The sequence below is a fragment of the Dietzia maris genome, assembly GCF_036287335.1.
Classification (GTDB): domain Bacteria; phylum Actinomycetota; class Actinomycetes; order Mycobacteriales; family Mycobacteriaceae; genus Dietzia; species Dietzia cinnamea.
Window position 1 is genome coordinate 3,216,829 of sequence record NZ_CP143053.1, and the last position, 24,501, is coordinate 3,241,329.

The following is a 24,501-nucleotide window of genomic DNA, read 5'->3' on the forward strand; positions in this document are numbered from 1 at the left end:
CCGCGCCGCCGTCGCGCGGTCACGAGCCGGCTGGCACTAGACTGGTCGCCGTGTCCGAGCCAGCCTCCCCGCCGCTGACCGACCCGGGGAGCCTGCTCGAGTTGGCCGCGTCCGGTGATCTCCAGGCCTTCGGTCGTTTCTACGACCTCATGGCCCCACGCGTCTACGGGCTCGCCCTGCGGGTCCTACGCGACCCGGGGTACGCCGAGGAGACGGCGCAGGAGGTGTTCCTGCAGGTCTGGAAGCAGGCTGCCGACTACCGGCCCTCGCTGGGGTCCGTCCAGTCCTGGGTGCTGACCATCACACACCGCCGGGCCGTCGACCGCGTCCGTTCCGAGAGTTCGGCTGCACGACGTGACGAGGTCGACGCCGCCACCGGCACCATCCACGGAGGCGATGTCGCCGAACAGGTCACGGAGCAGATCTCCCGCGGCGAGGAGGCCGCCGAGGTGCGCAGGTGCCTGGAGACGCTGACCGACAACCAGCGCGAGTCCATCGAGATGGCGTACTTCTCCGGCCACACCTACCGTGAGGTCGCCGAGAGACTGGGCACCGCGTTACCCACCGTCAAATCGAGAATCCGCGACGGACTCCGTCGCCTGAAGAACTGCCTGGGAGGTGAGCTGTCATGAGCGTTCGTCACCACGATCACCCGTCGACCCCTGACAGCGTCCGCCCCGAGGACCTCGACCTCTACGCGCTGGACGCACTGCCCGAACACGAGGCCGATGCCGTCGAGGCCGCACTGGTCAGCGCCGCCCCCGAGGACCGGTCATCGATGTTGGCGCACATCGCGTCGACACGTGAGGTCGTCGCGGCCCTCGTCGCGGACGCCGGACTCGACACCGCGCCGCCGCCGCAGCTGCGGGAGCGGATCCTCGAGTTGGCGGCGGTCTCCTCGCCGTCCGGCACCACCGGTCCCGTCGGTCCGGGCGACCGCCGCGGCTCCGGGCGGGACGCCGACGGGGGTGCGGACGTCATCGACCTGAGGCGCGAACGCGAGCGCCGACGGCCCGGTTTACTGACGTTCCTCGCGGTCGCCGCGGCCGCCGTGGTGCTGCTGGTCGGTGGTGTGATGATCGGTCGCCTCACCGACGGGACCGGGCCTGAGAACCTACCCACCGCCGCGCCCCCCTCGGGGACGATGCCGCCTCAGGTCACCTCGCTGTTGGCGGCCGAGGATCTCGCGGTGGTCCGCGGCCAGGTCGGCGGGACCGGAACCGCCACCGTGCTGGCGTCGAAGTCGGCGGACATGGCCGTCATCTCGATGACGGACCTCCCCGCCCCGCCGGAGGGCCGCGCCTACCAGCTGTGGCTCATGGGCGATCACGAGCCCATCTCCGCGGGAACCATGGAGTCCGGTGAGGTCGGCCCGTCGCCCTCGGCCCGGATCGACGGCATCCGTGACTCAGAGCAGATCGGCATCACCGAGGAGCCCGCGGGTGGTTCGCCGGCGCCGACCGGTCAGGTCCTGCTCGCGCTCGACCTCCAGTGACCCGGCGTAGTCGCCGGGCCGCATAGTCGGCCCGCCGGCTCACCCTCTCGCCGGGGGTCAGTCGCTCAGGCCTGCCACCATTGCCGCAGCGGCACGTCCCAGGTCTGGCGCTCGTCCGGGCGCACGGCGAGGATCTGGTGCAGCTGGATCTTGTTGTGCTCGAACCCGTACTGGCAGGCCCCCATGTACAGGCCCCACAGCTTGGCCATGGGCTCGCCGACCTCCTCGACCGCCTCGTCCCAGTGTCGGACGAGATTGGTGCACCAGTCGCGGAGGGTGAACGCGTAGTGCTGGCGCAGGTTCTCCTCGTGCACCACCTCGAATCCGGCGTTCTCCGCCTCGAGGTGCACGGTGCCGGCCCCGGCGAGCTCGCCGTCGGGGAAGATGTAGCGGTCGATGAACTGCCCGGCCTTGACCTTGCCGACGTTGTCCGGCCGGGTGATGCAGTGGTTGAGCAGCCGCCCACCCGGCTTGAGATATCCGTGCAACTTGGCGAAGTAGTCGGGGTAGTTCTTCCGGCCGATGTGCTCGGTGATGCCGATCGAGCTCACGGCGTCGAAGTCTCGCTCGGGCACGTCGCGGTAGTCCTGCAGCCGGACCTCGGCAAGGTCGCCCAGCCCCTCGGCCTCGATGGCGGCGCGGCCCCACTCGACCTGCTCCTTGGACAGGGTCACACCGATCACCTTCACGCCGCGGCGTGCGGCGTAGCGGACCATGCCGCCCCAACCGCAGCCCACGTCGAGCAGCCGGTCCCCCGCCTTGAGCCCGAGCTTGTCGAACACCAGCCGGTACTTGTTCTCCTGCGCCGCCTCGAGCGACGCGTCGGCGTCCGGGTAGCAGGCGCACGTGTACGTCATGGACGGTCCGAGGATCCACTCGTAGAAGCGGTTCGACACGTCGTAGTGGTAACTGACCACCTCGGAGTCCCGCTCCTTGGAGTGCCGCCGCATCCCGGACAGGACGCGCTTCCACGCGGGCTTGACCTCCATCGGCGGAGTAGGCAGGAACCGGACGTTCTCCGTGCCCACGGACCGGGCTATCCGCGCCAGTGTCCTGGCGTCGGGTGTACGGGTCATGTGCTTGCGGAACACCTCGAGCGCGCCGAACACGTCGTGGGGCGCCCCGGGGTGCACGCCGTCGATCTCCAGCTCGCCCATGAGGTAGGCACGGGCCAGGCCGAGGTCGCCGGGGGCGGTGACGAAGTACTGCAGCGCCTTCTCACTCTTCAGGCGTAGCACCAGTCGGCTGTCCGCCGGGCCGATCGCGGACCCGTCGTACGCCTCGATCCGCAGCGGCGGCTCACCGGTGGCGAAGGCTGCGATGATCTCGCCGATCGTCATCCTGCCCGCTGCACCCGCTGCACCCGCTGCACCCGCCGCGCCCGCGGGCTCCGCGGTCCCCGCGCTCGTCGTGGTCACCGTGCACCCACCGCCTTCTCGTAGAGGGTCGCGAACCGGCCCTCGGGATCGAATTGCGTCTTGAGCCGGCCCGCGTGGTCGCCGCCGTAGAGTTGGGCGAACTCCTCACGGGAGTAGAAGACCTCCGAGTACAGCGACTTGTGACCGCCGAGCCGGGACACCTCCTCCTCGATGCGCCGGTTCCACGCGCCCTCGGCCATCCCGGGCTCGATCGGCGCCGACGACCAGAAACCGATGTTGACGTAGGTGGTGTCGGCGGCCAGGGGGTACAGCGGCCACGGACGGTCGGACGCCGGCTCGCCGTCCAGGCCCGGCGCCGGGGTGGACTCCCGAAGCCGCAGCGGGCAGATCCACAGGGGTTCGATGGGCACCTCACGCAGGAACCAGTCGAGGAACTCGGCGGTGTGGTCGAGGGTCACCTCGACGTCCTGCACCACGCGCTCGCGCGGCCCCTCGCCCTTGAGGGCGCCGATCTTGTTGCCGAGGTCGTACTTGTGGTCGAGGCCGATGATCTTCCAGTACGCCGAGGAGCGCAGCAGCTGCTGCGGCCAGAACCGGCGGACCCTCGGGTTCTGCACCCCGAACGCGCGGGAGCACCAGAACCAGTCGGTGTCCCACCGCCACAGGTAGTCGCGGGTCGTCAGGCGGTCGCGCCGCACGGATCCGGCGGGACCCCCGTGTTGGACGGAGCGGTAGTAGATCGCCTGCTTGTCGGCCACACCCGAGTAGTCCGAGACGGGCCCGGGCTCGTCGGTGCGCCGCCCCAGACAGAGGTAGGACTCGTCGGCCGAGAAGACGATCCCGTCGAGGAAGTCGACCTCCTCGTCGTCGTACGTCCCCGACTCACTGACCCGCGCCAACGCCGACTCGAGCGCGGCGAGGGAGTCGAACCGCACGTGCCGCAGCTCCACGAACCGGCTGACCGGTTCGAGGGCGATGCGCAGCCGCACCGCGTACCCGAGGGAGCCGTAGGAGTTGGGGAAGCCACGGAAGAGCGCGCGTTCGCGATCGGTGCCGCCGGGGCGGGCGGTGACGATCTCACCGGTGCCGGTGAGGATGTCCATCTCGAGCACGGACTCGTGCGGCAGGCCCAGGCGGAACGAGGTGGACTCGATGCCCAGGCCGGTCACGGCGCCGCCGAGGGTGATGGTCTTGAGCTGCGGCACGACGTAGGGCATCAGGCCGTACGCCAGGGTGGCGTCGACGAGGTCCTCGTAGGTGCACATCCCCTGGACGTCGGCGGTGCGGGCGTCGGGATCCACGGAGACGACGCGCGTGAGGCCGGTGGTGTCGAGACCGGGCGACGACGACGAGGCGCGCGGGCGGAAGAGGTTGGACGTGGACTTGGCCAGCCGGACGGGCTCGTGGGCGGGCACGGCCCGGAAGCTGTCGACGAGTCGCTGCACGCCGCGCGCGTGGCTTTCGGTACCGACGACAAGTGGTTCGGCGAGACTCACGGCGGTTCCCATGAGTCACACCTTAGTAGCGCTCGGTGGCCCCCGCCGACTATCGGGTGGCGGGCGGACGGCGCCGGCGAGGCCGCAGGCTTCCACCCGGGCGGGCCTAAGACGCATCCGAACCGCTCGCGGCAGCCGCCCGCGACCCCCCAAACCCATCTCGTTCACGTCTCGATTGCGACACCACTCACGGACGATCGGGCGATCCGGGCCACCCGCCCCCGCGCGGGCCCGTAGCCTCTCGGGCACGTCGGCCTCGAGGGCCGTTCGCGCACACCGATTCTGCGCACACCACCGCGTGCGCACACCGTCTCCGGAGGAGGACCCGAGTGTTCACCGCATCCCGATCCGCTCGCCCCACCCGCTCCCGCGCCGCCCGTTCCGGCCCCTCCCGTCCCCGCGCCGTCGCCGCCGCGTCGGGCCTCGCCGCCCTGGCGTTGGCGCTCGGCGCCTGCGGCGAGGAGGGCAGCGCCGAGCAGGCGGTCGGCGAGGCCACCAGCGCGGTGGGGTCCGCCGCCGCCGAGGCCACGAGCGCGGTGGGTGACGCCACGCGCGACGACGGCGAGGGCGACCCCGACGCCACGACCGGCGACCAACCACAGCCCGAGGACTCCACGGGCGGCGAGGGCGGGTCGGGGAACCCGGACGAGGAGTTCCTGCGCGACATCGGGCGGGTGGGCGTGGACGCCGGGAACAAGCAGGACTATCTCGCCCGCGGCCGCGACGCATGCGCCTCGCTCGACGCCGGAACCGGCTACGTCGACGTGCTCCGGCAGTACAACGACGCCCACCCCGACGCCCCGGTCACCGAGGCGCCCGTCGTGGTCACGGCGGCGGTCAAGGCGTTCTGCTCGCACCACCTGCCGCAGGTCGGCGAGGGTGACGGGGACGGGGGCGGCGAGGCCGGAGAGGCCGGGGGCGGCGCCTGACGCGGGAGACCCGGCCCTGTCTCAGACGCCGGCCCGGTCGAGTTCCTCCGCGGTCAACCGTCGCCCGAGAGCGATGAGCTCGTCTGCCCGGTGGAAGTCGAAGGTCGAACACGCGTCGGAGGGCACCTCGACCAGCACGTCCGGGCGGTTGCCCGCGAGGCGGTAGGCCGTCACGATGCTCTCCATCGCCTCGATGGAGTGCGTGACCACGTCGAAGATGCGCAGCGAACCGGGAAGCGACTCCTCGTCGCCATCGGCCACCTCCTCCTCGCCGTGCTCCACGGCCTCCTCGACCTCGTGGGAGAGCTGCCGCGGCGTCTTCGCACCGACCGAGCCGTCGGAAGCGGTGACGGTCGCACCGGCGTCCACCCCGTCGACGGCGGCGACGGTCGGATCGGGTTCGGGGTCCTGACCGAAACGGGCGGCGATGAGCCGGATCAGGTCGGCGTCGCGGACGTCCGCCGCCGCGGTGCGGATCCGGCCGGTCAGCCGTCCCGCCGGCCTCGCCCCGCCGCCGGGGCCCCTGCGGGCGATCCGCGGCTCCGCGTCGGGCGTCGCCTCATCGGGGTCCGAGCTCTCCTCGAACGTCGACCCCCGGATCCCGGTCCGGCGGCCCGTCAGCGACACGGCCAGCAACAGGTCGCTGCTCACCGGCGCGAGCGGTTCCAGCGGGACCGGGTTGGTGACGCCGCCGTCGATGATGAGCCGCCCGCCCACGAGCGCCGGGGTGATCACGCTGGGGATGGCGAACGACGCCCGGACGGCGACGTCGGCTGGCCCGCGGGTGAACCACACCTCGCGCCGGGCCCGAAGGTCGGTGGCGACGGCGGTGAACGGGATCGCCAGGTCCTCGATGCGGACGTCGTCGAGCATCGCGCCGATCACGCCCATGATCTTGTTGGCCCGGATGGCCCCGCCGCCGGCGAAGGACACGTCGAGCAGCCGCAGGACGTCACGCTGCGTCAGCCCGCACACCCAGTCCTCGAAGTCGTCGAGCCTCCCGGCCGCGTAGAGCGCGCCCACGATCGCGCCCATCGACGCGCCGGAGACGCCGACGACCTCGTGCCCACGTGCCTCGAGCTCGCGGATCACCCCGATGTGCGTGTACCCGCGTGCCCCGCCGGATCCCAGTGCCAACGCCACTCTCATCAGCGCCCCCTCCTGCCCAGTCTCCGCGCGCGATCCCCGCGCGGTCGTGACCAGTGTGCACCGGGCGCGTGCCGGCCACTGGCCTCATCGTCACCCGTTCGTGTCGTAGGCGCGATCTACCGTCTGCACCGTATCGAGCACCTGTTCGATATCGGACCCACAGTCCGGACGACTCACCATCAGGAGAAGCCATGTCCCGCACCGCCATCCCGCTCACCTCCCGCTCCGGCCTCGCCGCGACGATCGATCCGACCATGCTCGGGATCGCCTCGGCCATCGACCGTCACGGGATGCACGTCATCCACATCGGCGAGGGGTGTGACTGCGGGGAGTGCACGGCCGCGCCACTACCACCGGACCAGAGGTTCGGCTACACGATCGGGTTGACAGGCGTCGGGCACCCGGAACTGATGGTCCGCGGGCTGAGCGCCCGGGAGACCGCCGGACTGCTCTCCCGGTGGGGTGACACCGTCCTGTCCGGGGAGGTCTTCGACGCCGGGCACCTGCTGTGCGAGGGCTCCGGCGGGCCGACCTGGGAACTCGTGCCGGTGCGGCGCCCGTCGCGCACGCTGGTGCTGGCCGCGCGCTACTACCGCACCGCCGGGACCGGCGGCCTCTCCGCGCTCGAGCTGATCCCCGCGCGTCGGCCCTGCCCGTGCGAGGTGTGCGACTGACAGCCGAGGCTACCCGCGGGTCGTCGTAGGGTCTAGGGATGCCCCGCACTCCGCTGCACCTGGACGCGAACTCGCCGTCGATCATCGTGCCGGTCACCGCGCGCGACCGCTCCGAGCTCGGCCGACAGGCCGAGGCACTCGCGCGCGCCCGCGCCGGGGCCGTCGGAGTCGGCGTTGACGCCGGAGCCGGCGAGGACGGCGTGGCGGACATCCGGGCGTACGAGGCGGAGGACGACCAAGACCCCGCGGGCGCCGCCCGGCCGTTCGACCTGATCGAGTGGCGGGTGGACCTCTACGAGTCGTTCACCGCCACCGTCGGGGCGGACGCCGCGGGAGGTCGCGACGCCGCCGGGAGCGGGTTCGATCCCGTCCCGGTGGTGGCCGCCCTCGGCGCCCTGGCCGCCGCGCTGCCGGACACCCCGATCCTCGCGACGTTCCGCACCACCGCCGAGGGCGGCGGCGCGCCCCTGTCCGACGAGCTCTACGTGCGGCTCGTCGACACGCTCGCGGCGAGCGGCCTCGCCGCGGCTGTCGACGTGGAGTACCGGCACCCACTCGCGGCGCGGGCGATCGCCGCCGCGCACGACCACGGTGTCGCCGTGGTGGCGTCCAACCACGACTTCGACGCGACCCCGCCTGTCGAGGAGATCGTCGCGCGCCTGGCCGCCATGGAGGAGGCGGGCGCGGACGTGGCCAAGATCGCCGTGATGCCGCGCTCGGCGGCCGACGTGGTGACGCTGCTGGCCGCCACCGAGCGTCGCTATCGCGAGGCGGAGATCCCGCTGATCACCATGTCGATGGGGGCGCCGGGCGCGGTCACGCGGATCGGCGGCGGTGCGTTCGGCTCGGCCGCGACGTTCGCCACCGTGGGCGAGGCCTCGGCGCCGGGCCAGCTGCCCGCGGCCGGGGTGCGCGCGGCTCTCGGCCTGCTGCACCCGGGTGCGGGTCAGCCGTAGCGGCGCAGGACCTCCTCGCGCAGGCCGGCCGTGGCCACGTCGGCGATGTGCTTCTGGGCCTTCTTGACGACCATGCCCGGCAGCTTGGCCTTGAGCTCCACCTCGAGGTCGAACACGACCCGGGTGGTCCCGTCGCCGTTGTCGGTGAGTGAGTACCGCGCGTTCTGCATCTTCTGGTTGGTCCCGGATTCGAGGGTCCAGCTCACCTCGCCGTCGTACCACTCGTAGCGGACGACCATCTCCTCGGTCATGCCGTACTGGGAGATCTTCTCCCACACCACGATGGGCCAGCCCTCGTCGTCGGCCTCGCGGACCTCCACGGCGCGGTGCGCCTCCGACCAGTCGACGAGGGACTCCACGTCGGCCAGGACGGCCATGATCTCGGGGATCCCGGCCTCGATGGTCGTCACGGACTGCACTGACACTGCCATGGCCGAGAAGTTACCCTCACGCGCGAATACGGTGGGACGATCGATCCATGAACGCCGCCACCGATCGCAAGATCGCCCTCCTGCGGGGGATCAACGTGGGAAAGGCCGCGCGGATCGCCATGGCGGACCTGCGGGAGTGCACCGAAGCCGCCGGCTGCGCGGACGTGAAGACGGTGCTGGCCACCGGCAACGTGGTCGTCACCGACCCTCGCCCCGAGGCAGAGCTACGTGCGGCGCTGGAGGCGGCCTACGCCGACCGCTTCGGCTACGACGCGGTGGTCCAGGTCCTCACGCGCGGCGCCGTCGAGGACGCGGTCGCGGCGTACCCGTTCGCCACCCTCGACGACCATCACGACTACCTGATCTTCTGCGACGACCCGGACGTCACCGTGGCCGTCGCCGGGGCGATGCGCGCTGCGATGGCCGCCGAGGGCACCGAGGAGGTCGCGGCCGGATCGGTGTGCGTCTACTGGCGGGTGCCCAGAGGGCTCACGCTGAGCTCGCCCGCCGCCAAGGTGACCAGCGGGAGGTCACACGGGCGGCATCTGACCATGCGCAACATCAGGACGCTGCGCAAGATCCTCGCCCTGGGCTGAGTCGTCCTGGGCTGAACCGCCCCGGGCCGAGGGCCGTGCCGTCAGAAGATCAGGGGCCCTGGACCGACGCACCGATGGTGTCGACCACGGCTGCCAGGGGCCCGAAGATCGCGGGGAAGATTCCATCCCACATGGCCTGGAGCTGGGAGAGGTCGAACGGGGGCATCTGTCACGCTCCTTCTCTTGCAGAGGGCGGCGTGCGGGCTCTCCGCCGTCGCCGGGCTCCCTCTGTCCCCAGGATCCTCTGCCGTCACACTCGGGCGCAACCCCTCCCTCGTGGCAGACTGCGTGCGATGCGCCACCGACCGCCCCTCCGAGCCACCGCCTTCGCGGCGCTCCTGGCGATCGCTCTCACCGGCGGGTGTGCGGCCGACCCCGACGATCCCGCCGGGCCGGCGACCGCGACCGACGCGACGCCGACCTCGCCAGGAAACTCCTCGTCGTCGCCGACTCCGGGCACGTCGTCGCCGGCCACCTCGCCGTCGGCCCCAGGACCCACCTCGTCCGCCCGGCGGTCGCCGCCGACCCCGCCCGCACCGCCGTTCATCGCCGCCGCGACCTGGGCGGACTCCGACTACGGCGCCACCCTCGAGGTCGCACCGACCGACTCGGGGCGCCGCGCGTGGGCCGAGGGCGACGCCGAGGCCGCCTGGCAGGAGGTGCTGCGGCTCGCCCCCGACGCGGACACCCCGGGCATGTGGGAGCAGTTCGACTGCCACTGGACGTGGGCGCGTCTGCTCGAGCCAGACAAGCCCACGTGGAACGTCGAGCCGTGGCGGCCGGTCGTCTCGCCGGAGCGGATGCTGGCCGAGGGATGCAACCCGGGAGGGCCGGAGGTATGAGCAGGTCAACGGGAAGTGCGAGCAGGTCGGAGAACGGGCCGGTGATCCGTCCGGCCACGATCGGCGACGCCGCCGGATGCCGGGACGTCTACGCGCCGTACGTGCGCGAGACGACCGTGACGTTCGAGGACGAGGTGCCGACCGTCGACGAGTTCGCCGCGCGGATCTCGCGGGCGCTCGACCGCTACGACTGGCTGGTCGCCGAGCTCGACGGGCGCATCGCCGGTTACGCCTACGCCGGGCCGGTCAAGGAGCGCGCCGCGTACGCCTGGTCCTGCGAGGTGAGCGTCTACGTGGACCCCGACGCCCGCGGCAACGGGCTGGGCCGGGCGCTCTACCGCGAATTGTTCACCCGGCTCGAGGGGCTGGGCTTCCGGCGGATGCTCGCGATCATCACCCTGCCCAACGAGCCCAGCGTCGGGATGCACCGGGCGCTGGGGTTCCGGGAGGCGGGGCGGCTGGAGCGGATCGGGTTCAAGCACGGGCGGTGGCTGGACGTGACCTGGATGCAGGCCGACCTCGGCCCGGACCCGGCGGCGCCCCCGACAGCGCGTCCGGGTCACCGATCCCCGGGTCACCAGGGGCCCCCGGGGCACCGGCCCCCGCCGGGCTGAGGGCTCCGAGGGCGCGGCGCACCAACCCGGCGCACAACTCGTCGAGCCACCCGCCCACCGAGGCCCGCGCGGCGGGCGTGTCCGGGTAGCGGCAGCGCACGTGCAGACCCGATCCGTTGACCACGAACCACACCATCACCCCGTCGGTGCGGATCACCGCCGACACGTGCTGCGGGCGCAGGTCCAGGTCCACGTCGATCGGCAGGCGCCGATGGTCGAGCCACGAGACCGCGAACATGCCCGGCGTCTGCGGCATCCCGCCGTACGGGGCGAGGATCGGCGCGAGCGCGTGCGAGCCCAGCTCGATAGCCTCGCGCACCGCCGCCGCACAGGCCGCCGGGTCGGGGTCGTCGCATTCGATGATCGAGTTGGTGATGAACCAGCCCACCGAGTCGACCCAGCGGTGCGGCCGGTCCGGATCGTGGCGCGAGTGGACCGGCAGCACCGCCCGCAGCCCGACCCCGGCGCGGCGGCGCAGCACCGCGGTCATCTCGGCCACGGCCAGCGCGATCATCCGAACCCCGCCCGCCGTGGCCGCCGCCTCCAGCGCGGCCACCCCGTTCGGGTCGAGCACGTCGCGCACCTCGACCACCTGCTCGCGGGGCACCGAGATGTCGCCCAGGTCCAGCGGGAAGACCGGCATCCCGCCGGCGCCGCGATCCATGATCGCCGCCCACTTCCTGTGCGCCCGGGCCGGCGCCGGCGGTCGGGCCGCCAGCTCGGCGGTGTGCTCGGAGAACGGCGCCGCCGGCGGGAGGCCCGCGCCCGGCTCGAGACCGCGGGCCAGATCGTGCAGGCCGGAGCAGAAGTCGCGCATCACCACCAGCAGCGACCACGCGTCGACGTGACTGTGGTCGAACCCGATGACCACCACCGGACGCTCCCGCCGATCCCGTGGCTGCACCAGGCACAGCGCGTGCGCCGGCCGGGCGAACGGACTGCACGCCTCGTCGAAGACCCGCCGGACCACGGCCCGCGGGTCCTCACCCGGCCCCGTCCGCAGGGCCCGCCAGCCGAGCGGCTGCACGGTCACCGGCCGCAGGCGGAGCTCGTCGTCGACCTCGTCGTCGTCACCTCTCCCGTGGCCCACGCCGTGCCCGGCCCCGTCCCGGCCGCGGCGACCCCCGCCCTCGAGCACCGTGCGCAGGGTCCCGTGCCGCTCGATGACCCCCAGCCACGCGCGGGCCACCAGGTCGCGGTCGGCCGCCGGCGGCAGGGTGAACGCCAGCGCCATCCACGACCCCGCGCGCGGCCCGAGCGAGGCGTGCCGCGCCTGGTCGAACGACGGCGGCAGATCGGCGTCCTGAGCTGGACTGATCTTCGTCACATACCGGTGGACGACGCCGTCCGGCAGCTCCATCCGGGTTACCGTGGTGAGCCTCATGGCCCGCACGGTAGGGCCGCCGTGTTACGGGGAAAGGCGCGAAGTGTGACGACGACGAGACGGGCGGACACCCCGCCCGGCGGGGACGGACACGCGCTGGCCCGGGACCGCAGGGGCACCGGCCTTCCGGTGGTGCAACTGCACGGGCTCAGCTCGAGCCGGCGCCGCGACGAGGTGTTCGGGCTCGATCTCACGGCGGGCCGCGACGGTCTGCAGGTGGTCCGCTACGACGCCCGCGGACACGGCGAGTCGCCCGGCACCACAGATCCCGACGACTACACGTGGCCCGCGCTGGCCCGCGACCTGCTGGCGTTGCTCGACGAGGAGTTCCCGGGCGAGCGCGTGCACGGGGTGGGCCAGTCGATGGGCTCGGCCACGCTCCTCACCGCCGCGGCCGCCGAGCCGGACCGGTTCGCCTCTCTCACGCTGGGCATCCCGCCGACGGTGTGGGGGTGGCGGCGTGAGCAGTCCCGCCTGTACGACCTCGCCGCGCGGCAGGTGGCCCGGTGGGGCGGCGCGCGGTGGTCTGAGCTGACGAGGACGCCGCCGACCTCGCCGGCGATCGATCCCGACCGGCCGCCCACCGCCCCCGACGTGCGCGACGAGTGGCTGCCCGCTGCGTTCCGGGGCGCGGCCGCGACCGATCTCCCGCCGGAGGAGCAGATCGGGCGGCTGCGGATGCCGGTGCTGCTGCTGGCGTGGCCGCAGGACGCCTCCCACCCGCTCGAGGTGGCCGAGCACCTGCTGGAGCTGCTGCCGGACGCCCGGCTCGAGGTCGCCCGCTCCCCGGCGGAGGTCGAGGAGTGGCCGCGGGCGGTGTCGGACTTCATCGGGGCTCTCACCGGCGAGAGCGGAGCAGCCCCGACTCGGTAGCGCGGGTGGCCACCGCGGCGCGGCTGCGGGCGCCGAGCCTGGTGATGATGCGGCTGACGCGGTCCTTGACCGTGTGCACGCTCAGGTGGACACGGTCGGAGATCTCCTGGTTGGAGTAGCCGTCGGCGATCAGGGCGATGATCTCGAGGTCGTCCTGCAACCCCATCACGCGCGCCGTCTCGAGCTGGAGCGAGCTCTCCACGGCGTCGAGCGCCTGTTCCGTCCGGCCCGGGTCACCGCCGGCGCGGCCGACCATGAGGTTGAGGCGCCGGTAGACCTCGAGCGCGGCGCGCTGCTGCTCCTCGAGAAGTTCCAGGCGCCTGGTCTTGGTGGCCAGGTTGGCCTGGAGCCGGCGCAGCTCGGTCATGTCCCGGCCGACGCCCTGCCGGCCGACCAGCCGGCCGCCGCGGTAGATGTTCCCGGCGTGGATCTCCAGGTCGCGGACCTGGCCGTCCGGCTGCAGGATCCGCGTCTCGAAGTAGCGCCCAGGGTCGGCGCTGGCCATCCCCAGTCGGAAGTGCTCGACGGTCTCCGCGAGGGCGTCGGGGTCGATGACCTTGGAGAAGTGTTCGCCGATCAGATCCGCGAGGTCCCAGCCGAAGATCCGCTCGCCGGCGGGGTTGATGTAGGTGAACCTGCCGTCGGTGTCGACGGCGTAGACGACATCCGCGAGCCGGGCCAGGAGGTCCCGGTAGTCGAGGGACGGATCGTCGTGCATCAGCCCAGGCTACGGCAGCGTGTGTTCCCGGCCCGGCCCGCCGGGTCCGGCACCCGTTCGGGTGATCTTCCACGACCTCCGGGGGTGTCACCGCGATCACGAACCCGGCGAGAATGTGCCTACGTCCTGGCGGACGCCGGTGTGAAGACCATCGTGACCGAGTCGGCGTTCGTCGGGGTCCTCGGGGCTGCACGGGGGTCCGCCCCGGCGGTGGAGCGGCTCGTCCTGGTGGACGAGAGCCCGGACGACCACGACGACCTGCTGCGCGAGTTGGCCGCCGAGGAGACCGCTTTCGACTTCTCCTGCGCCGAGGCGATCCGCCCCGACGACCTGCTGACGCTCATCTACACCTCCGGCACCACGGGGCCGCAGAAGGGCGTCGAGCTCACCCACGAGGGCATGCTCACGCAGCTTCGCGGAGTCCATCACGCGGTCCCGCTGCCGGGACACGGGCGCCAGATCTCGTTCCTGCCCGCGGCCCACGTGGCCGATCGCTGGACCTCGCACTACTCCGGCTTCATGGCCTACGCCAACACGGTGACGTGCGTGGCCGACATGGCGGAGCTGCCGGCCGCGCTCGTGGCCACGCGCCCGACCCTGTTCGGCGCCGTCCCGCGGGTGTGGGAGAAGCTCAAGGCCGCACTCGAGGCGGGTTACCCGGGTGACGCGGTGGCCGACTCCGTCGCGAACCCGCAGGTAGCCGAGGCCTTGCGGGCCAAGATCGGACTCGACGAGGCCCGGTGGGTCGTGACCGGGGCGGCCCCGACCCCTCGTGGTGTCCTGGAGTTCTTCACCGCCCTCGGCCTCCCGCTCTGCGAGATGCTGGGGATGTCCGAGGTCTCGTGCTGCGTGGCCACCAACACCCCGGACGCCATCAAGCTCGGGAGCGTCGGAAAGCCGCTCGACACCGTCGAGGTCCGGATCGCCGAGGACGGCGAGGTGGCGGTGCGCGGCCCGCAGGTCATGCGGGGGTACCGCGGTGCGCCGGAGAAGACCGCCGAGGCGATCGACGGCGACGGGTGGCTTCACACGGGCGATATCGGCCGACTCGACGAGGACGGCTACCTGTGGATCGTCGACCGCAAGAAGGATCTGATCATCAACGCGGCCGGCAAGAACATGTCCCCGGCCAACATCGAGATGGCCATCCGCTCGGCGGGCAACGCGATCTCCCACGTGGCCGTGATCGGCGATCAGCGCCCCTACAATGTCGCCCTGATCGTGGCGGACCCGCAGCGGGCGGGCGACCCGCAACTCGAGGAGGCGATCCGGGTGCAGATCGATCGCGCCAACGCCACGCTGTCGCGGGTCGAACAGATCAAGAAGTACACGGTGCTGCGGCAGGACTGGCGCCCCGGGCACGAGCTCACACCCACGATGAAGCTGCGACGCCGGGTGGTCGACGATCTCTACGCGGCGGAGATCGAGCAACTCTTCGCCTGAACGCGGCTCCGGCCTCCGGTGGCGCGCCGCCGCGGCGCATCCACACAATGGGGCCATGCGTGAACTTCAGAGGACGATCATCGACCACCTCGGGGTGAAGCCCGAGATCGACCCGGCCGCCGAGGTCGACCGTCGGGTGCGGTTCCTCGTGGACTACCTGCGGGCGAGCGGCGCCAAGGGGTACGTCCTGGGCCTGTCCGGCGGGGTCGACTCGACGCTGGCCGGTCGCCTGGCCCAGCTCGCGGTGGAGCGGATCCGCGCGGAGGGCGGGGACGCGGTGTTCGTCGGGATGCGCCTGCCTTACCGCGTGCAGCACGACGAGGCCGACGCCGTGGCGGCCGTGGAGTTCGTCGACGCCGACGAGGCCGTCACCGTCAACGTGGCGCCCGGCGTCGATGCGCTCAACGGCGAGATCGCCCGGGCCACCGGCGCAGAGCTGACGGACTTCACCAAGGGCAACGCCAAGGCCCGCCACCGGATGGTCGCCCAGTACGCCCTCGCCGGGGACCGCGGGCTGCTCGTGATCGGCGCCGACCACGCCGCCGAGAACGTCACCGGCTTCTTCACCAAGTTCGGCGACGGCGCCGCCGACGTCCTCCCGCTGTCGGGCCTGAACAAGCGGCAGGGGCGCGCCCTGCTGCGCCACCTCGGCGCGCCCGAGCAGCTGTGGAACAAGGTGCCCACCGCCGACCTGCTCGACGAGAACGAGGGGCAGACCGACGAGGACGAGCTGGGCCTGCGCTACGACGACATCGACGACTACCTCGAGGGCCGCGACGTGCCCGAGCAGATCGCCGAGACCATCGAGTCGGTGTGGCACCGCAACCGCCACAAGCGCACCACCCCGGTGGAGGTGTCCGACACCTGGTGGCGTCCGGGCGAGCAGACCGCGCTCGTGGTGATCGACATGCAGAACTCGTACTTCGAGTTCCCCGACCTCGCCTCCGTGCGCGACGAGCTGGTCGCGTCGATCAACGAACTCATCGAGGCCGCCCACGAGGCCGGCCGGCCCGTGGTGCTGGTGCGCACCGAGCACGCCCGGGACGGGTCCACGTGGACCCTCAACATGTGCGAGGACGGCCAGGGCTTCGCCTACCCCGGCACCGAGCAGGCGCAGTTCCTCGACGAGCTGGTCACCGGGAACCACATCGAGGTGGTGAAGACCCGCGACAGCGCCTTCTTCCGCACCGACCTCAAGGCGCGGCTCGCGCACCTGGGCGTGGACCACCTGCTGGTGTGCGGGGTGTCGACGCACAGCTGCGTGGCGCAGACCGCGATCGACGGGTTCGCCGAGAACCTGCACGTCGCGATCGCCAGTGGCGCGATCTCGTCGGACAACTCGGAGCTGTCCGAGGCGCTACTCGACTTCTGCGCCGAACAGATGCGCCAGCCGATCGTCGACCAGCAGGCGAGCCTGGAGCTGCTGCGGACCGGCGCGTGGCCGGAGCCCGACGCCGACTAGCGCCGGGCCGGTCAGCCCCGCGCGACGACGCCGGTGACGGGGATGCGCCCGCCCACGGCCTGCCGGAAGTTGAGCACCGCGCGCTTGACGTGGTCGCCGGTCGTCACCACGACCGCGCCGGTGGTGCCGCGGTCACGGAAGATCCGGTCGGTGAACTGGGCGTTCTGCACCGTGGAGTTGGAGTTGCCCTCCTCGGTGATCCGCAGCGGCGAGATGCCGGCGCCGCGGAGCCAGTCGCCCATCGCGCGCGCCTCGGTGCGTCCGTTCTGCGGCACGCCGCCGGTGACGATGATGCGGGCCGTCGGGTACTCCTGAGCCAGCCGGTAGCCGGTGCGCAGCCGCTCCTCGAGCACGGGGCGGATGCCGCCGTCGGGGAAGAGGCCGGCGCCCAGGATCACGATGTCGGTCGTGAAGGGGTTGATGGTGAGCATCGCCGGGTCATCGGAGGTGAGCACCTCGAAGTCGCCACACAGCGGCAGCAGCGAGGCGTCGACCTGCTGGCAGCCGAGCGACGTCAGCCCGCTGTACAGCGCGACCGGTGTGGGCATCTCGGCCGATCCGGCGGATGCGGTGCCGGCCCCGGCTCCGAGCGCCAGCGCGCCGGCGGCCGCGATCGCGGCGAGACGCGTGTGTGTTCTACGCACGAGAACGTTCCTCTCCCAAGCAGTGTCGTGACCGAATGGTTATCGCCGATCACGGGGCGGCCGTTACCCATAGCACGGGGCGGTCACGGAGTCGCCGCCTACCCTGCACGGCATGCCGGAAGGATACGACAGAGTAACGGCCGCGCGGTACCTCCACGAGGCGGATCCGGAGCTCGGTGCGCACATCGCCGTGGTGGGACCGTGCACGCTCACCCCCACCCCGGATGCGGGGCCGCACACGCTGTTCGACCGTCTGGCCTCGTCGATTCTCTCCCAGCAGCTGTCGGTCAAGGCCGCCGCGACGATCGCCGGGCGGCTTCGTGAGCGCGCCACGAGCGCCGGTCAGCTCGACCCCGTCCGGGTGGCCGCCCTGTCGGACGAGGAGCTGCGGGCGTGCGGCATCTCGCGGCCCAAGGTGGCCGCCCTGCGGGATCTCGCCGATGCGGTGGGCACCGGTCGGGTCCCGTCCCTCGCCGCGTTGAGGGAGTACGACGACGACGAGGTCATCGCCTCCCTGACGACCGTCCGCGGGATCGGCCGGTGGACCGCGGAGATGCAGTTGATCTTCCTGTTGGACAGACCCGACGTCTTCCCCGTGGCGGATGTCGGGGTCCGGCGCGGCTTCGAGCGGGTGCTGGGCCTCGACGAGAAGGCCTCCCCCGACCTCATGCTCGAACGGGCGCGGCGGTGGGCCCCGTACCGGTCCGTGGCCTCCTGGTACCTGTGGCGCGCGGTGGACCAGACCGGCGAGGCGGTGCCCGCACCCACGGCGGCGTCCTAGGCTCGGCGCATGGCGAACCTGTACTGGGAGCGGACGCGGGCGGCGGCGGCCCGCGCCGCGGCGAGGGCGCGGGAGGTCAACTCCGACCCCGCCTCGGTCGAGTGGATGCGTCGCGCACGTCGGGCACTACCGGGGGACTCGGGGTTCGGCGACCCGCTCTCGGCCGCGGGCCGCGACGGCGCCGGGACGATCGCGCGGCTGGCCGGGCGACTGTTCGACGACCGGACCACCGCGAGCCGCGAGATGACGCTCGGGGCGCTCCAGGTGTGGCAGGTCCTGCGCGAACGCACCGGCCGCGCCGGGGTCGGCGCCGAGGTGACGATCGTGTTCACCGACATCGTCGGGTTCTCCGACTGGGCGATGCGGGCCGGCGACGAGGACGCGCTGCGCCTGCTGCGCGACGTCGCCCGGGCCACCGAACCGGAGGTGACGCGGCACCGCGGTGTGGTCGTCAAGCGGCTCGGCGACGGCCTCATGGCGGCCTTCCCGTCGCCTCAGCTCGCGCTCGACGCGGTGGCGGCGTGCCTCGACGGGGTGGCCGGGGTCGAGGTGGCCGGGTGGCGCCCGCGTCTGCGGGTCGGCGTGCACACCGGGCGGCCCCGCAGGATCGGCGGCGACTACCTGGGCATGGACGTGAACATCGCCGCGCGGCTCGCGGAGAAGGCGGGCGCCGGGGAGATCCTCGTCAGCGAGGTCACGCGCGCCGGACTGGATCCGGCCCGGGTCGCGACGCGCCCCAAGCGCGGTTTCCGGTGGGGCGGGGTCAAAGGCGTGCCCGAGGAGATCGCCGTCCACGTCGCGACGCCGCGCTGACCGGCCACCCGTCGGCCGGGGGCGTCCGGTAGAACGGACACATGGCAACCACCGCATTTAAGGGCAATCCCGTCACGACCTCCGGCGAGCTCCCGGCCGTCGGCTCCACCGCTCCGGCGTTCGAGCTGGTCGGCACCGACCTCGGCCCGGTCACCTCCGAGTCGCTGGCCGGCAAGAAGCTCATCCTCAACATCTTCCCGAGCGTGGACACCGGCGTGTGCGCGCAGTCGGTACGCACCTTCCACGAGAAGGCCAGCGGCCTGGACGACACCGTGGTCGTCAACATCTCGGCCGACCTGCCGTTCGCGCACAAGCGCTTCTGCGCCGCCGAGGACATCGAGAACGCCACCGCGGGGTCGACGTTCCGTAGCGACTTCGCCTCCGACTACGGCGTCAAGATGACCGACGGCCCGATGGCCGGCCTGTGCGCCCGCTCGGTCGTCGTGGTCGACGCCGAGGGCAAGGTCGTCCACACCCAGCTCGTCGACGAGATCACCACCGAGCCGGACTACGACTCCGCTCTCGCCGCCGTGAACTGACGGCTCCCCGACGAAGCGACGCGGCCCGCCCCCGTATCCCGGGGGGCGGGCCGCGTGTCTGTCATCAGCGCGGGATCGCTCAGGCGCCCGCGTCCACCAGCGCGAATCGCCGCGTGGCCTCCTCGAGCTGGTCGAACAGGGTCGCGATCTCCTCGGTGCGCCGCTTCGCGGGCCGGACGCCCTCGGGGCCGAACTCGGTGAACAGGCTCAGCGAGATCTGCTGACGCACGCCGAACATGCGGAAGTTGGCCACTATCTGCCGCCAGTGCTCGACCGCGCGCACACCACCCTCGGCACCGTAGGAGACGAACGCGACGGGCTTGTCGGCCCACTCGTTCCCGAGCGAGTCGAAGGCGTTCTTCAGACCGCCGGGGACGCTGTGGTTGTACTCGGGGGTCACAAAGACGAAGGCGTCGTAGGAGTCGATGGCCGAGCTCCAGCGTTGGACCCGCTCGTCCTCGTACTGCTTGTTCGCCGCGCCCGGCACGGTGGCCGAGGTCAGCAGGGGGATGTCGAAGGACTTGAGATCGACGAGCTCATAGGTCGCGTCCTGTCGTTCGCGGGCCTGCTGCGCGACCCACTCGGCCACGGACTTGCCGGTCCGCTCCTCGCGGATGCTGCCCAGGATGATGCCGATCTTCATGCGTCCCCTCTCGTCGTACGGACTGGTTCTTACCCGTCCATCCTACGTGAGTGACGTGACAACGACTTACCGGCGGCCGTAGACCGTGACCGTCGCCACCGCGCACACCCGGCCCCGCTCGTCCCGCGTCGTGACCTGCGAGATCCCCCAGCTCCGACCGTCGTGCAGCACCTCGGCGCGGACCGTCACCGGCTGCACCAGCGGGATCTGCCGCACGTACCGCACGTCCAGCGAGGAGGAGCTGACGTCGCGCTCGTGCGAGAAGACCGCGGCGCCGACGACCTCCGCGGCCGCCGCGAACACGCCCCCGTGCAGATTGCCCAGGGGGTTGGCCAGCGTCGGCTCCGGCGCGACGACGCCCTCCACCACGCGGCCGCCGCCCGGGCCGTCGCCCCGCTCGCTCAGCGTCAGACACAGCACCTCGGCCAGCGTCCCCGGCTCGAGCGCGGACGGCCACGGCGGCTCGTCGTCATAGCCCTCCGCGTCCACGCCCGCCGCGAACTCCATGGTCTTGACCAGTCCCGAGGCGATCACCTCGCCGTCGTCGTCGACGACCTCACCGCGCGTGGTGAGGCAGTGACCGTCGTGTCCCAGGTGGTCCGCGCGGATCCCCAGGCCGGTCGACCCCTCGCGCGGCGCGCCGATCAGATCCAGGCGCAGTTCGGTGGTGACGGTCCACTTCCCGCTGGGGCGGCGGCGGTGGTTCTCCGCGCCGAGCCCCGAATCCACCAGCACGGCCAGGCCGCCGGTGGCGAAGCGGCCGGACGGGTCGACGAACTGCTCCGAGACCGGCTGGTGCCAGCTCACCGTGCCGTCCGGGTTCTCAGTGAACGTCAGGCCCAGGCGGGGCTCGGGGCCGTTGTGCTGCGATTCTCTCACCCGGCGACGCTAACACGTGTTCTAGTCAGGCCCCCGGTCCGCGTTCCCGCCCTTCCCGGGTCCCCGGCGCACCGCACAATGGAGACGTGCCCCTGACCCCCGAGGCCCTGACGACCCCCCGCCGCTGGCCCATCCGGGTCGCCACGACGGTGATCGCCACCGCGATCGTCATGCTGGTGCTGGCCCTCGCGGCGGGCGGTGCCTGGCTGCTGCTGCGCTCGGCGGTGCACGGCGCGATCGACTCGGCGGCGCGCGACCGCGCGGTCGACGTGGCGTCCAGGCTCGCCGCCCGCGGCCCGCAGGCCTCCCTCGAACTGGTCTCCGAACCGCTGTCCGGCGTGGACCTGGTCCGGGTCGTCGCCCCCGACGGCCGCGTGCTGGCCGGCCAGGTCACTCGCGGGCTCGAGACCGTCCCCGCCCTGCCCGTCCCGGCTCCCGGCGAGCTCCTCCGTCGACAGGTCGACGCCCCCGACGGCACCGACCTGCGGGTCACGTCCGTCGGCGTGGACATGCGCGGGATGACGCTGGCCGTGGACGTGGGCACCGACAGCGACCGGTACGACACCGTCCTGGCCGCCGGCGCGGTGCTCTTCCTGTCGTTCGTGCCCGTCGCCGGACTCGCGACCGCCGGGTTCGTCTACTACGCCATGGGCCGGGTACTGCGGCCCGTCGAGTCGATCCGCTCCCGCGTCGCCGAGATCTCCGTGTCCGGCCGCGGCGAGCGGGTGCCCGTGCCCGAGGCCGAGGACGAGATCGCGCGTCTGGCCCGCACCATGAACGAGATGCTCGCCCGCCTCGACGCGGCCCGCACGGCCCAGGTGGCCTTCGTCGGCGACGCCTCCCACGAGCTGCGCAGCCCACTGTCCACGCTGTCCACCATGCTCGAGCTGGCGTCCACCTCCGGCACCCCGGTGGACGTCGAGACCGTCGACGAGCTGCTCCTGCCGGAGGTGGAGCGGATGCGCGCGATGGTCGAGGACCTACTCCTGCTCGCCAAGAGCGACGAGCGCGGGATGCCGCTGCGGCGCGACGACGTGGACCTCGACGACGTCGTCCTGTCGGAGGCCGCGCGCCTGCGCGGCCTCGCCGGGCCCGGTGACGCGGCCGGGCTCGAGGTGGCAGTCTCGGTCGAGCCCGCGCGACTGGTGGGCGATCCCGACGCCCTCCAGCGCGTCGTGCGCAACCTCGTCGACAACGCGCGGCGGCACGCGCGCGAGCGCGTGGCGCTGCGCCTCACCGTCGACCGGTCCGGCGTCGGAGCCCCGCGCGCCGTGATCATCGTCGACGACGACGGCGAGGGTGTTCCCCCCGACCAGCGGGAGTCGGTGTTCGATCGCTTCGCCCGCCTGGACGCCGACCGCGCGCGGGGCACCGGCGGATCCGGACTGGGCCTGGCGATCGTCTCCGAAATCACGCGGACCCACGGCGGATCGGTATGGGTGGAGGACGCGCCCGGCGGCGGCGCGAGGTTCGTCGTCGAGCTCCCGGTCGAGCCGCTGGACGAGCCGGGAGACGAACCGGACGGCGAGCCGGGCCGTCCGGCCACCCGATAGGCTCACTTCTCGTGTGGGACCGTCTGAACCGCCTGTTCGACGCCGACGACGCATGGATCCGCCCCCTGCCGGAGCACTACCTCCGCGCCGACGCGGTCCTCGCCCTGGCGGTGTTCGCGTGCTCGGCGGTCGGTGTGGAGATCCTGCGGAGCATGGGCGTCCTGGCCGACGAGAGCGCGCCGGTCTGGGCCCAGTACCTGGCCATGGCCAGCGTGGCGGCCCTGCTTGCGGTCCGCCGCCGCTTCCCGCTCACGACCGGTATGGGCGCGACCGCGCACCTGCTGGTGGTCGGCAGCGTCATGCCGCTGGTGATGGGGCAGGTCTCGCAGCAGGTGCTGTACTTCGTCGGGGTCTACTCCGCGGTCGCCTGGGCCCGCGACCGGCGGGCACTCATCGGCGTCGCCGCGGGTATCGCCGCCGCCCTGGCGGTGTGGATGGTCTGGTACACCGCCCTGGGCTCGGGGATGCAGCAGATCCTCGACGCCGTGGACGACGTCGACCGCTCGAGCGGCCTCCTCCCGCCGGTCCCCGCCTATCTCCTGTACACCGTGCTCATCAACATCGTCTACTTCGGCGGGGCGGCCGCACTCGGCATCGCCTCGTGGCGCGGCGCCCGCCGCCGACACGACCTCGCGGAGCAGGCCCGGACGATCGAGCAGCAGGCCGATGCGCTGCGGGATCAGGCCGTGGTGGAGGAGCGGCTGCGTATCGCCCGCGAGTTGCACGACGTGATCGCCCACCACGTCGCGGCGATCGGGGTCCAGGCCGCCGCCGCTCGCCGGGTCATGGACCGCGACCCCGACGCCGCCGCGGGCGCCCTGCGCACGATCGAGGACTCCTCGCGCTCGGCCGTCGCGGAGATGCGGGCCCTGCTCGGCGCCCTCCGGTCCGACGAGCCGGGAACCCGCTCCGAGGGCGACGCGCCCCGGTCGACGGGCGAGGCGTCCCGGACCGCCGGTCACGGTCTCGCGGACGTCGCGCGGCTGGCCGCCTCCCACGACACGGCCGGCTTCTCCACCACCGTCACCGTGGCCGCCGACCCCGGGCACCCGATCGATGAGGTCCCGCCGGTCATCGGCCTGTCCCTGTACCGGACGGCCCAGGAGGCCCTGGCCAACGTCCGGCGCCACTCCACCGCGCACCGCGCCGGTGTCGTGCTGCGTACCGGGGAGGGCCCTGATCGCACCCCGTACGCGGAAGTCGAGGTCCTCGACGACGGGCGGCCGCGCACCGGGACCTCGGGCAGCGGCCTCGGCCTGCTCGGGATGCGGGAACGGGTCCGCTCGCACGGCGGGGAGTGCGAGATCGGCCCGCGGGTGACCGGCGGCTACCGCGTCCGCGTGCGGCTGCCGTACCGGCCGGGCGCCGACGGCGGCGAGGAGTGACCGTGCCCGGGACGAACGACCGACCGCGCGCCGGCAGCGAGCACACCGACGAGGCCGCCCGCGCCGGCGTGCTCCGTGTGCTCGTCGTGGACGATCAGGCGCTCATGCGCTCCGGGTTCTCGATGATGCTCGGCGTCGAGCCGGACATCGACGTCGTCGGCGACGCGGCGGACGGTGCGACGGCGATCGAGAAGTGCCGCCGCCTCCGTCCGGACGTCGTGCTGATGGACGTCCAGATGCCGGGAACCGACGGCATCGCCGCCACGGAGATCATCACCGGCGAGCACCTGGCCAAGGTCCTCATCCTCACCACCTTCGACCGGGACGACTACCTGTTCGACGCCCTGCGGGCCGGCGCGAGCGGCTTCCTGCTCAAGAACTCCGACCCCGACGACCTGGTCGACGGGATCCGGGCGGTGGGCCACGGCCACGCCCTGCTCGCACCCGAGGTCACGCGCCGGGTCATCGAGCGCCTGGCGGCCCCGCCCCCGGCCGACGACGCCCCGGATGCCGAGCGACAGGGGTCGCGCACGTCCGCACTCGCCGGGCTCACCGCGCGCGAGACCGAGGTGCTGCGCCTGGTCGCGCGCGGGCTGTCCAACGCCGAGATCGCCGGCGAACTGGTCGTGGGTGAGGCGACGGTCAAGAGCCACGTGTCGTCCTGCCTGGCCAAGCTCCACCTGCGCGACCGCGTCCAGGCGGTGGTCCTGGCCTACGAGGTCGGCCTCGTCCACCCCGGCGACTGAGCCCGCCCGGCCACTCCCCGCCGCCGCGTCGCCCGTGCCGCCCGGCCGCGCCTCCCCCTCGAGGAGGAGATCGGTCC

The 24,501-nt window shown here is 72.6% G+C and carries 25 protein-coding genes and 1 pseudogene; 18 read left to right on the top strand and 8 right to left on the bottom strand.

Features of this window, described 5'->3' with window-relative positions; translation table 11 throughout:
* Positions 1-50: 50 nt before the first annotated feature.
* Together sigK and VYL96_RS14935 are read left to right on the top strand one after the other, a co-directional pair.
* Positions 51-632, top strand: a complete 582-nt coding sequence (gene sigK / locus VYL96_RS14930; protein ID WP_131885123.1) for an ECF RNA polymerase sigma factor SigK — start codon at positions 51-53, stop codon at positions 630-632.
* Positions 629-1,495, top strand: coding sequence for an anti-sigma factor (locus tag VYL96_RS14935; protein WP_131885124.1), 867 nt, complete (start codon positions 629-631; stop codon positions 1,493-1,495). Before sigK ends, VYL96_RS14935 begins: the two co-directional genes overlap by 4 nt.
* A 65-nt stretch (positions 1,496-1,560) precedes the next feature.
* Here VYL96_RS14935 and VYL96_RS14940 read toward each other — a convergent pair whose 3' ends face one another.
* Both VYL96_RS14940 and VYL96_RS14945 read right to left on the bottom strand, forming a co-directional pair.
* Positions 1,561-2,835, bottom strand: a complete 1,275-nt coding sequence (locus VYL96_RS14940) for a class I SAM-dependent methyltransferase (protein WP_131885192.1) — start codon at positions 2,833-2,835, stop codon at positions 1,561-1,563.
* A gap of 74 nt (positions 2,836-2,909) precedes the next feature.
* Positions 2,910-4,382 carry an FAD-binding oxidoreductase gene (locus VYL96_RS14945; protein WP_131885125.1) on the bottom strand — a complete coding sequence of 491 codons (1,473 nt, stop codon included), beginning with the start codon at positions 4,380-4,382 and terminating at the stop codon, positions 2,910-2,912.
* Between the two features lie 317 nt (positions 4,383-4,699).
* On the opposite strand from VYL96_RS14945, the gene VYL96_RS14950 reads away from it, so the two are divergent.
* Entirely contained in the window at positions 4,700-5,299 is a 600-nt protein-coding gene (locus VYL96_RS14950) for a DUF732 domain-containing protein (protein WP_131885126.1), read from the top strand.
* A gap of 21 nt (positions 5,300-5,320) precedes the next feature.
* Here the strand turns inward: VYL96_RS14950 and VYL96_RS14955 are convergent, their stop codons facing one another.
* A complete protein-coding gene (locus VYL96_RS14955) occupies positions 5,321-6,448 on the bottom strand; it encodes a patatin-like phospholipase family protein (protein WP_131885127.1) in 1,128 nt (375 codons plus the stop codon).
* A 191-nt stretch (positions 6,449-6,639) separates the two neighbouring features.
* On the opposite strand from VYL96_RS14955, the gene VYL96_RS14960 reads away from it, so the two are divergent.
* Together VYL96_RS14960 and aroD are read left to right on the top strand one after the other, a co-directional pair.
* Complete coding sequence (locus VYL96_RS14960; RefSeq protein ID WP_061228559.1) at positions 6,640-7,122, top strand: DUF4262 domain-containing protein; 483 nt, start codon at positions 6,640-6,642, stop codon at positions 7,120-7,122.
* Between the two features lie 38 nt (positions 7,123-7,160).
* Positions 7,161-8,078, top strand: coding sequence for a type I 3-dehydroquinate dehydratase (gene aroD, locus VYL96_RS14965; RefSeq protein WP_131885128.1), 918 nt, complete (start codon positions 7,161-7,163; stop codon positions 8,076-8,078).
* Here the strand turns inward: aroD and VYL96_RS14970 are convergent.
* Positions 8,069-8,509, bottom strand: a complete 441-nt coding sequence (locus tag VYL96_RS14970; protein WP_061228561.1) for an SRPBCC family protein — start codon at positions 8,507-8,509, stop codon at positions 8,069-8,071. The genes aroD and VYL96_RS14970 overlap by 10 nt on opposite strands.
* 47 nt (positions 8,510-8,556) lie before the next feature.
* Here VYL96_RS14970 and VYL96_RS14975 point away from each other — a divergent pair, with 47 nt between their 5' ends.
* The 4 genes from VYL96_RS14975 to VYL96_RS14990 all read left to right on the top strand — a co-directional run bounded on the left by VYL96_RS14975 (position 8,557) and on the right by VYL96_RS14990 (position 12,818).
* The gene (locus tag VYL96_RS14975; RefSeq protein WP_131885129.1) at positions 8,557-9,105 is read left to right on the top strand and encodes a DUF1697 domain-containing protein; all 549 of its coding nucleotides are present in this window, start codon (positions 8,557-8,559) and stop codon (positions 9,103-9,105) included.
* A gap of 293 nt (positions 9,106-9,398) precedes the next feature.
* Complete coding sequence (locus tag VYL96_RS14980) at positions 9,399-9,947, top strand: DUF2599 domain-containing protein (RefSeq protein WP_061228563.1); 549 nt, start codon at positions 9,399-9,401, stop codon at positions 9,945-9,947.
* Positions 9,944-10,561 carry a GNAT family N-acetyltransferase gene (locus tag VYL96_RS14985; RefSeq protein ID WP_061228564.1) on the top strand — a complete coding sequence of 206 codons (618 nt, stop codon included), beginning with the start codon at positions 9,944-9,946 and terminating at the stop codon, positions 10,559-10,561. The genes VYL96_RS14980 and VYL96_RS14985 overlap by 4 nt, the downstream gene beginning before the upstream one ends.
* A 1,429-nt stretch (positions 10,562-11,990) precedes the next feature.
* A complete protein-coding gene (locus tag VYL96_RS14990) occupies positions 11,991-12,818 on the top strand; it encodes an alpha/beta fold hydrolase (RefSeq protein WP_131885130.1) in 828 nt (275 codons plus the stop codon).
* Here VYL96_RS14990 and VYL96_RS14995 read toward each other — a convergent pair.
* Positions 12,784-13,536, bottom strand: a complete 753-nt coding sequence (locus tag VYL96_RS14995; protein ID WP_007631480.1) for a helix-turn-helix transcriptional regulator — start codon at positions 13,534-13,536, stop codon at positions 12,784-12,786. The genes VYL96_RS14990 and VYL96_RS14995 overlap by 35 nt on opposite strands.
* 84 nt (positions 13,537-13,620) lie before the next feature.
* Between VYL96_RS14995 and VYL96_RS15000 the strand changes: the two genes are divergently transcribed.
* From VYL96_RS15000 to VYL96_RS15010, 3 genes and pseudogenes are all read left to right on the top strand, one after another.
* Positions 13,621-14,979, top strand: coding sequence for an AMP-dependent synthetase/ligase (locus VYL96_RS15000; RefSeq protein WP_279432737.1), 1,359 nt, complete (start codon positions 13,621-13,623; stop codon positions 14,977-14,979).
* A 55-nt stretch (positions 14,980-15,034) separates the two neighbouring features.
* Positions 15,035-15,853 (top strand): annotated as a pseudogene (nadE, locus tag VYL96_RS15005) (ammonia-dependent NAD(+) synthetase); the annotation flags it as partial.
* Between the two features lie 24 nt (positions 15,854-15,877).
* Positions 15,878-16,441 carry a cysteine hydrolase family protein gene (locus VYL96_RS15010; RefSeq protein WP_329440288.1) on the top strand — a complete coding sequence of 188 codons (564 nt, stop codon included), beginning with the start codon at positions 15,878-15,880 and terminating at the stop codon, positions 16,439-16,441.
* Between the two features lie 11 nt (positions 16,442-16,452).
* Here the strand turns inward: VYL96_RS15010 and VYL96_RS15015 are convergent, their stop codons facing one another.
* Positions 16,453-17,085 (bottom strand): YdcF family protein, encoded by a 633-nt coding sequence (locus tag VYL96_RS15015; RefSeq protein WP_131885132.1) that lies wholly within the window; start codon positions 17,083-17,085, stop codon positions 16,453-16,455.
* Positions 17,086-17,197: 112 nt separating this feature from the next.
* Here VYL96_RS15015 and VYL96_RS15020 point away from each other — a divergent pair, with 112 nt between their 5' ends.
* From VYL96_RS15020 to tpx, 3 genes are read left to right on the top strand one after another with little or no spacing between them, the layout of a single operon-like run.
* A complete protein-coding gene (locus VYL96_RS15020) occupies positions 17,198-17,866 on the top strand; it encodes a DNA-3-methyladenine glycosylase family protein (RefSeq protein WP_131885133.1) in 669 nt (222 codons plus the stop codon).
* Between the two features lie 9 nt (positions 17,867-17,875).
* Positions 17,876-18,679 (top strand): adenylate/guanylate cyclase domain-containing protein, encoded by an 804-nt coding sequence (locus VYL96_RS15025; protein WP_007631492.1) that lies wholly within the window; start codon positions 17,876-17,878, stop codon positions 18,677-18,679.
* Positions 18,680-18,720: 41 nt separating this feature from the next.
* Positions 18,721-19,218, top strand: coding sequence for a thiol peroxidase (gene tpx, locus VYL96_RS15030; protein ID WP_007631493.1), 498 nt, complete (start codon positions 18,721-18,723; stop codon positions 19,216-19,218).
* Positions 19,219-19,297: 79 nt separating this feature from the next.
* Here the strand turns inward: tpx and VYL96_RS15035 are convergent, their stop codons facing one another.
* Positions 19,298-19,861 (bottom strand): NADPH-dependent FMN reductase, encoded by a 564-nt coding sequence (locus tag VYL96_RS15035; protein ID WP_007631494.1) that lies wholly within the window; start codon positions 19,859-19,861, stop codon positions 19,298-19,300.
* A 66-nt stretch (positions 19,862-19,927) separates the two neighbouring features.
* On the bottom strand, positions 19,928-20,740 hold the full coding sequence (locus VYL96_RS15040; protein WP_007631496.1) for a PaaI family thioesterase: 813 nt from the start codon (positions 20,738-20,740) through the stop codon (positions 19,928-19,930).
* A gap of 86 nt (positions 20,741-20,826) precedes the next feature.
* Between VYL96_RS15040 and VYL96_RS15045 the strand changes: the two genes are divergently transcribed.
* The 3 genes from VYL96_RS15045 to VYL96_RS15055 all read left to right on the top strand — a co-directional run bounded on the left by VYL96_RS15045 (position 20,827) and on the right by VYL96_RS15055 (position 24,424).
* Complete coding sequence (locus VYL96_RS15045) at positions 20,827-22,293, top strand: sensor histidine kinase (protein WP_007631497.1); 1,467 nt, start codon at positions 20,827-20,829, stop codon at positions 22,291-22,293.
* 11 nt (positions 22,294-22,304) lie between these two features.
* Entirely contained in the window at positions 22,305-23,678 is a 1,374-nt protein-coding gene (locus tag VYL96_RS15050) for a sensor histidine kinase (RefSeq protein WP_131885134.1), read from the top strand.
* A gap of 68 nt (positions 23,679-23,746) precedes the next feature.
* On the top strand, positions 23,747-24,424 hold the full coding sequence (locus VYL96_RS15055; RefSeq protein WP_279432739.1) for a response regulator: 678 nt from the start codon (positions 23,747-23,749) through the stop codon (positions 24,422-24,424).
* Positions 24,425-24,501: the final 77 nt, after the last annotated feature.

What these genes read in the sequence shown, in the direction of transcription:
- VYL96_RS15025 (WP_007631492.1), top strand. Translation starts at nt 17,876, where the DNA reads ATGGCGAACCTGTACTGGGAGCGGACGCGGGCGGCGGCGGCCCGCGCC.
- VYL96_RS14960 (WP_061228559.1), top strand. Translation starts at nt 6,640, where the DNA reads ATGTCCCGCACCGCCATCCCGCTCACCTCCCGCTCCGGCCTCGCCGCG.
- VYL96_RS14940 (WP_131885192.1), bottom strand. Translation starts at nt 2,835, where the DNA reads ATGACGATCGGCGAGATCATCGCAGCCTTCGCCACCGGTGAGCCGCCG.
- VYL96_RS14975 (WP_131885129.1), top strand. Translation starts at nt 8,557, where the DNA reads ATGAACGCCGCCACCGATCGCAAGATCGCCCTCCTGCGGGGGATCAAC.
- VYL96_RS14985 (WP_061228564.1), top strand. Translation starts at nt 9,944, where the DNA reads ATGAGCAGGTCAACGGGAAGTGCGAGCAGGTCGGAGAACGGGCCGGTG.
- tpx (WP_007631493.1), top strand. Translation starts at nt 18,721, where the DNA reads ATGGCAACCACCGCATTTAAGGGCAATCCCGTCACGACCTCCGGCGAG.
- VYL96_RS14955 (WP_131885127.1), bottom strand. Translation starts at nt 6,448, where the DNA reads ATGAGAGTGGCGTTGGCACTGGGATCCGGCGGGGCACGCGGGTACACG.
- VYL96_RS14935 (WP_131885124.1), top strand. Translation starts at nt 629, where the DNA reads ATGAGCGTTCGTCACCACGATCACCCGTCGACCCCTGACAGCGTCCGC.
- aroD (WP_131885128.1), top strand. Translation starts at nt 7,161, where the DNA reads ATGCCCCGCACTCCGCTGCACCTGGACGCGAACTCGCCGTCGATCATC.
- VYL96_RS14980 (WP_061228563.1), top strand. Translation starts at nt 9,399, where the DNA reads ATGCGCCACCGACCGCCCCTCCGAGCCACCGCCTTCGCGGCGCTCCTG.
- VYL96_RS14970 (WP_061228561.1), bottom strand. Translation starts at nt 8,509, where the DNA reads ATGGCAGTGTCAGTGCAGTCCGTGACGACCATCGAGGCCGGGATCCCC.
- VYL96_RS15020 (WP_131885133.1), top strand. Translation starts at nt 17,198, where the DNA reads ATGCCGGAAGGATACGACAGAGTAACGGCCGCGCGGTACCTCCACGAG.
- VYL96_RS14995 (WP_007631480.1), bottom strand. Translation starts at nt 13,536, where the DNA reads ATGCACGACGATCCGTCCCTCGACTACCGGGACCTCCTGGCCCGGCTC.
- VYL96_RS15035 (WP_007631494.1), bottom strand. Translation starts at nt 19,861, where the DNA reads ATGAAGATCGGCATCATCCTGGGCAGCATCCGCGAGGAGCGGACCGGC.
- VYL96_RS14945 (WP_131885125.1), bottom strand. Translation starts at nt 4,382, where the DNA reads ATGGGAACCGCCGTGAGTCTCGCCGAACCACTTGTCGTCGGTACCGAA.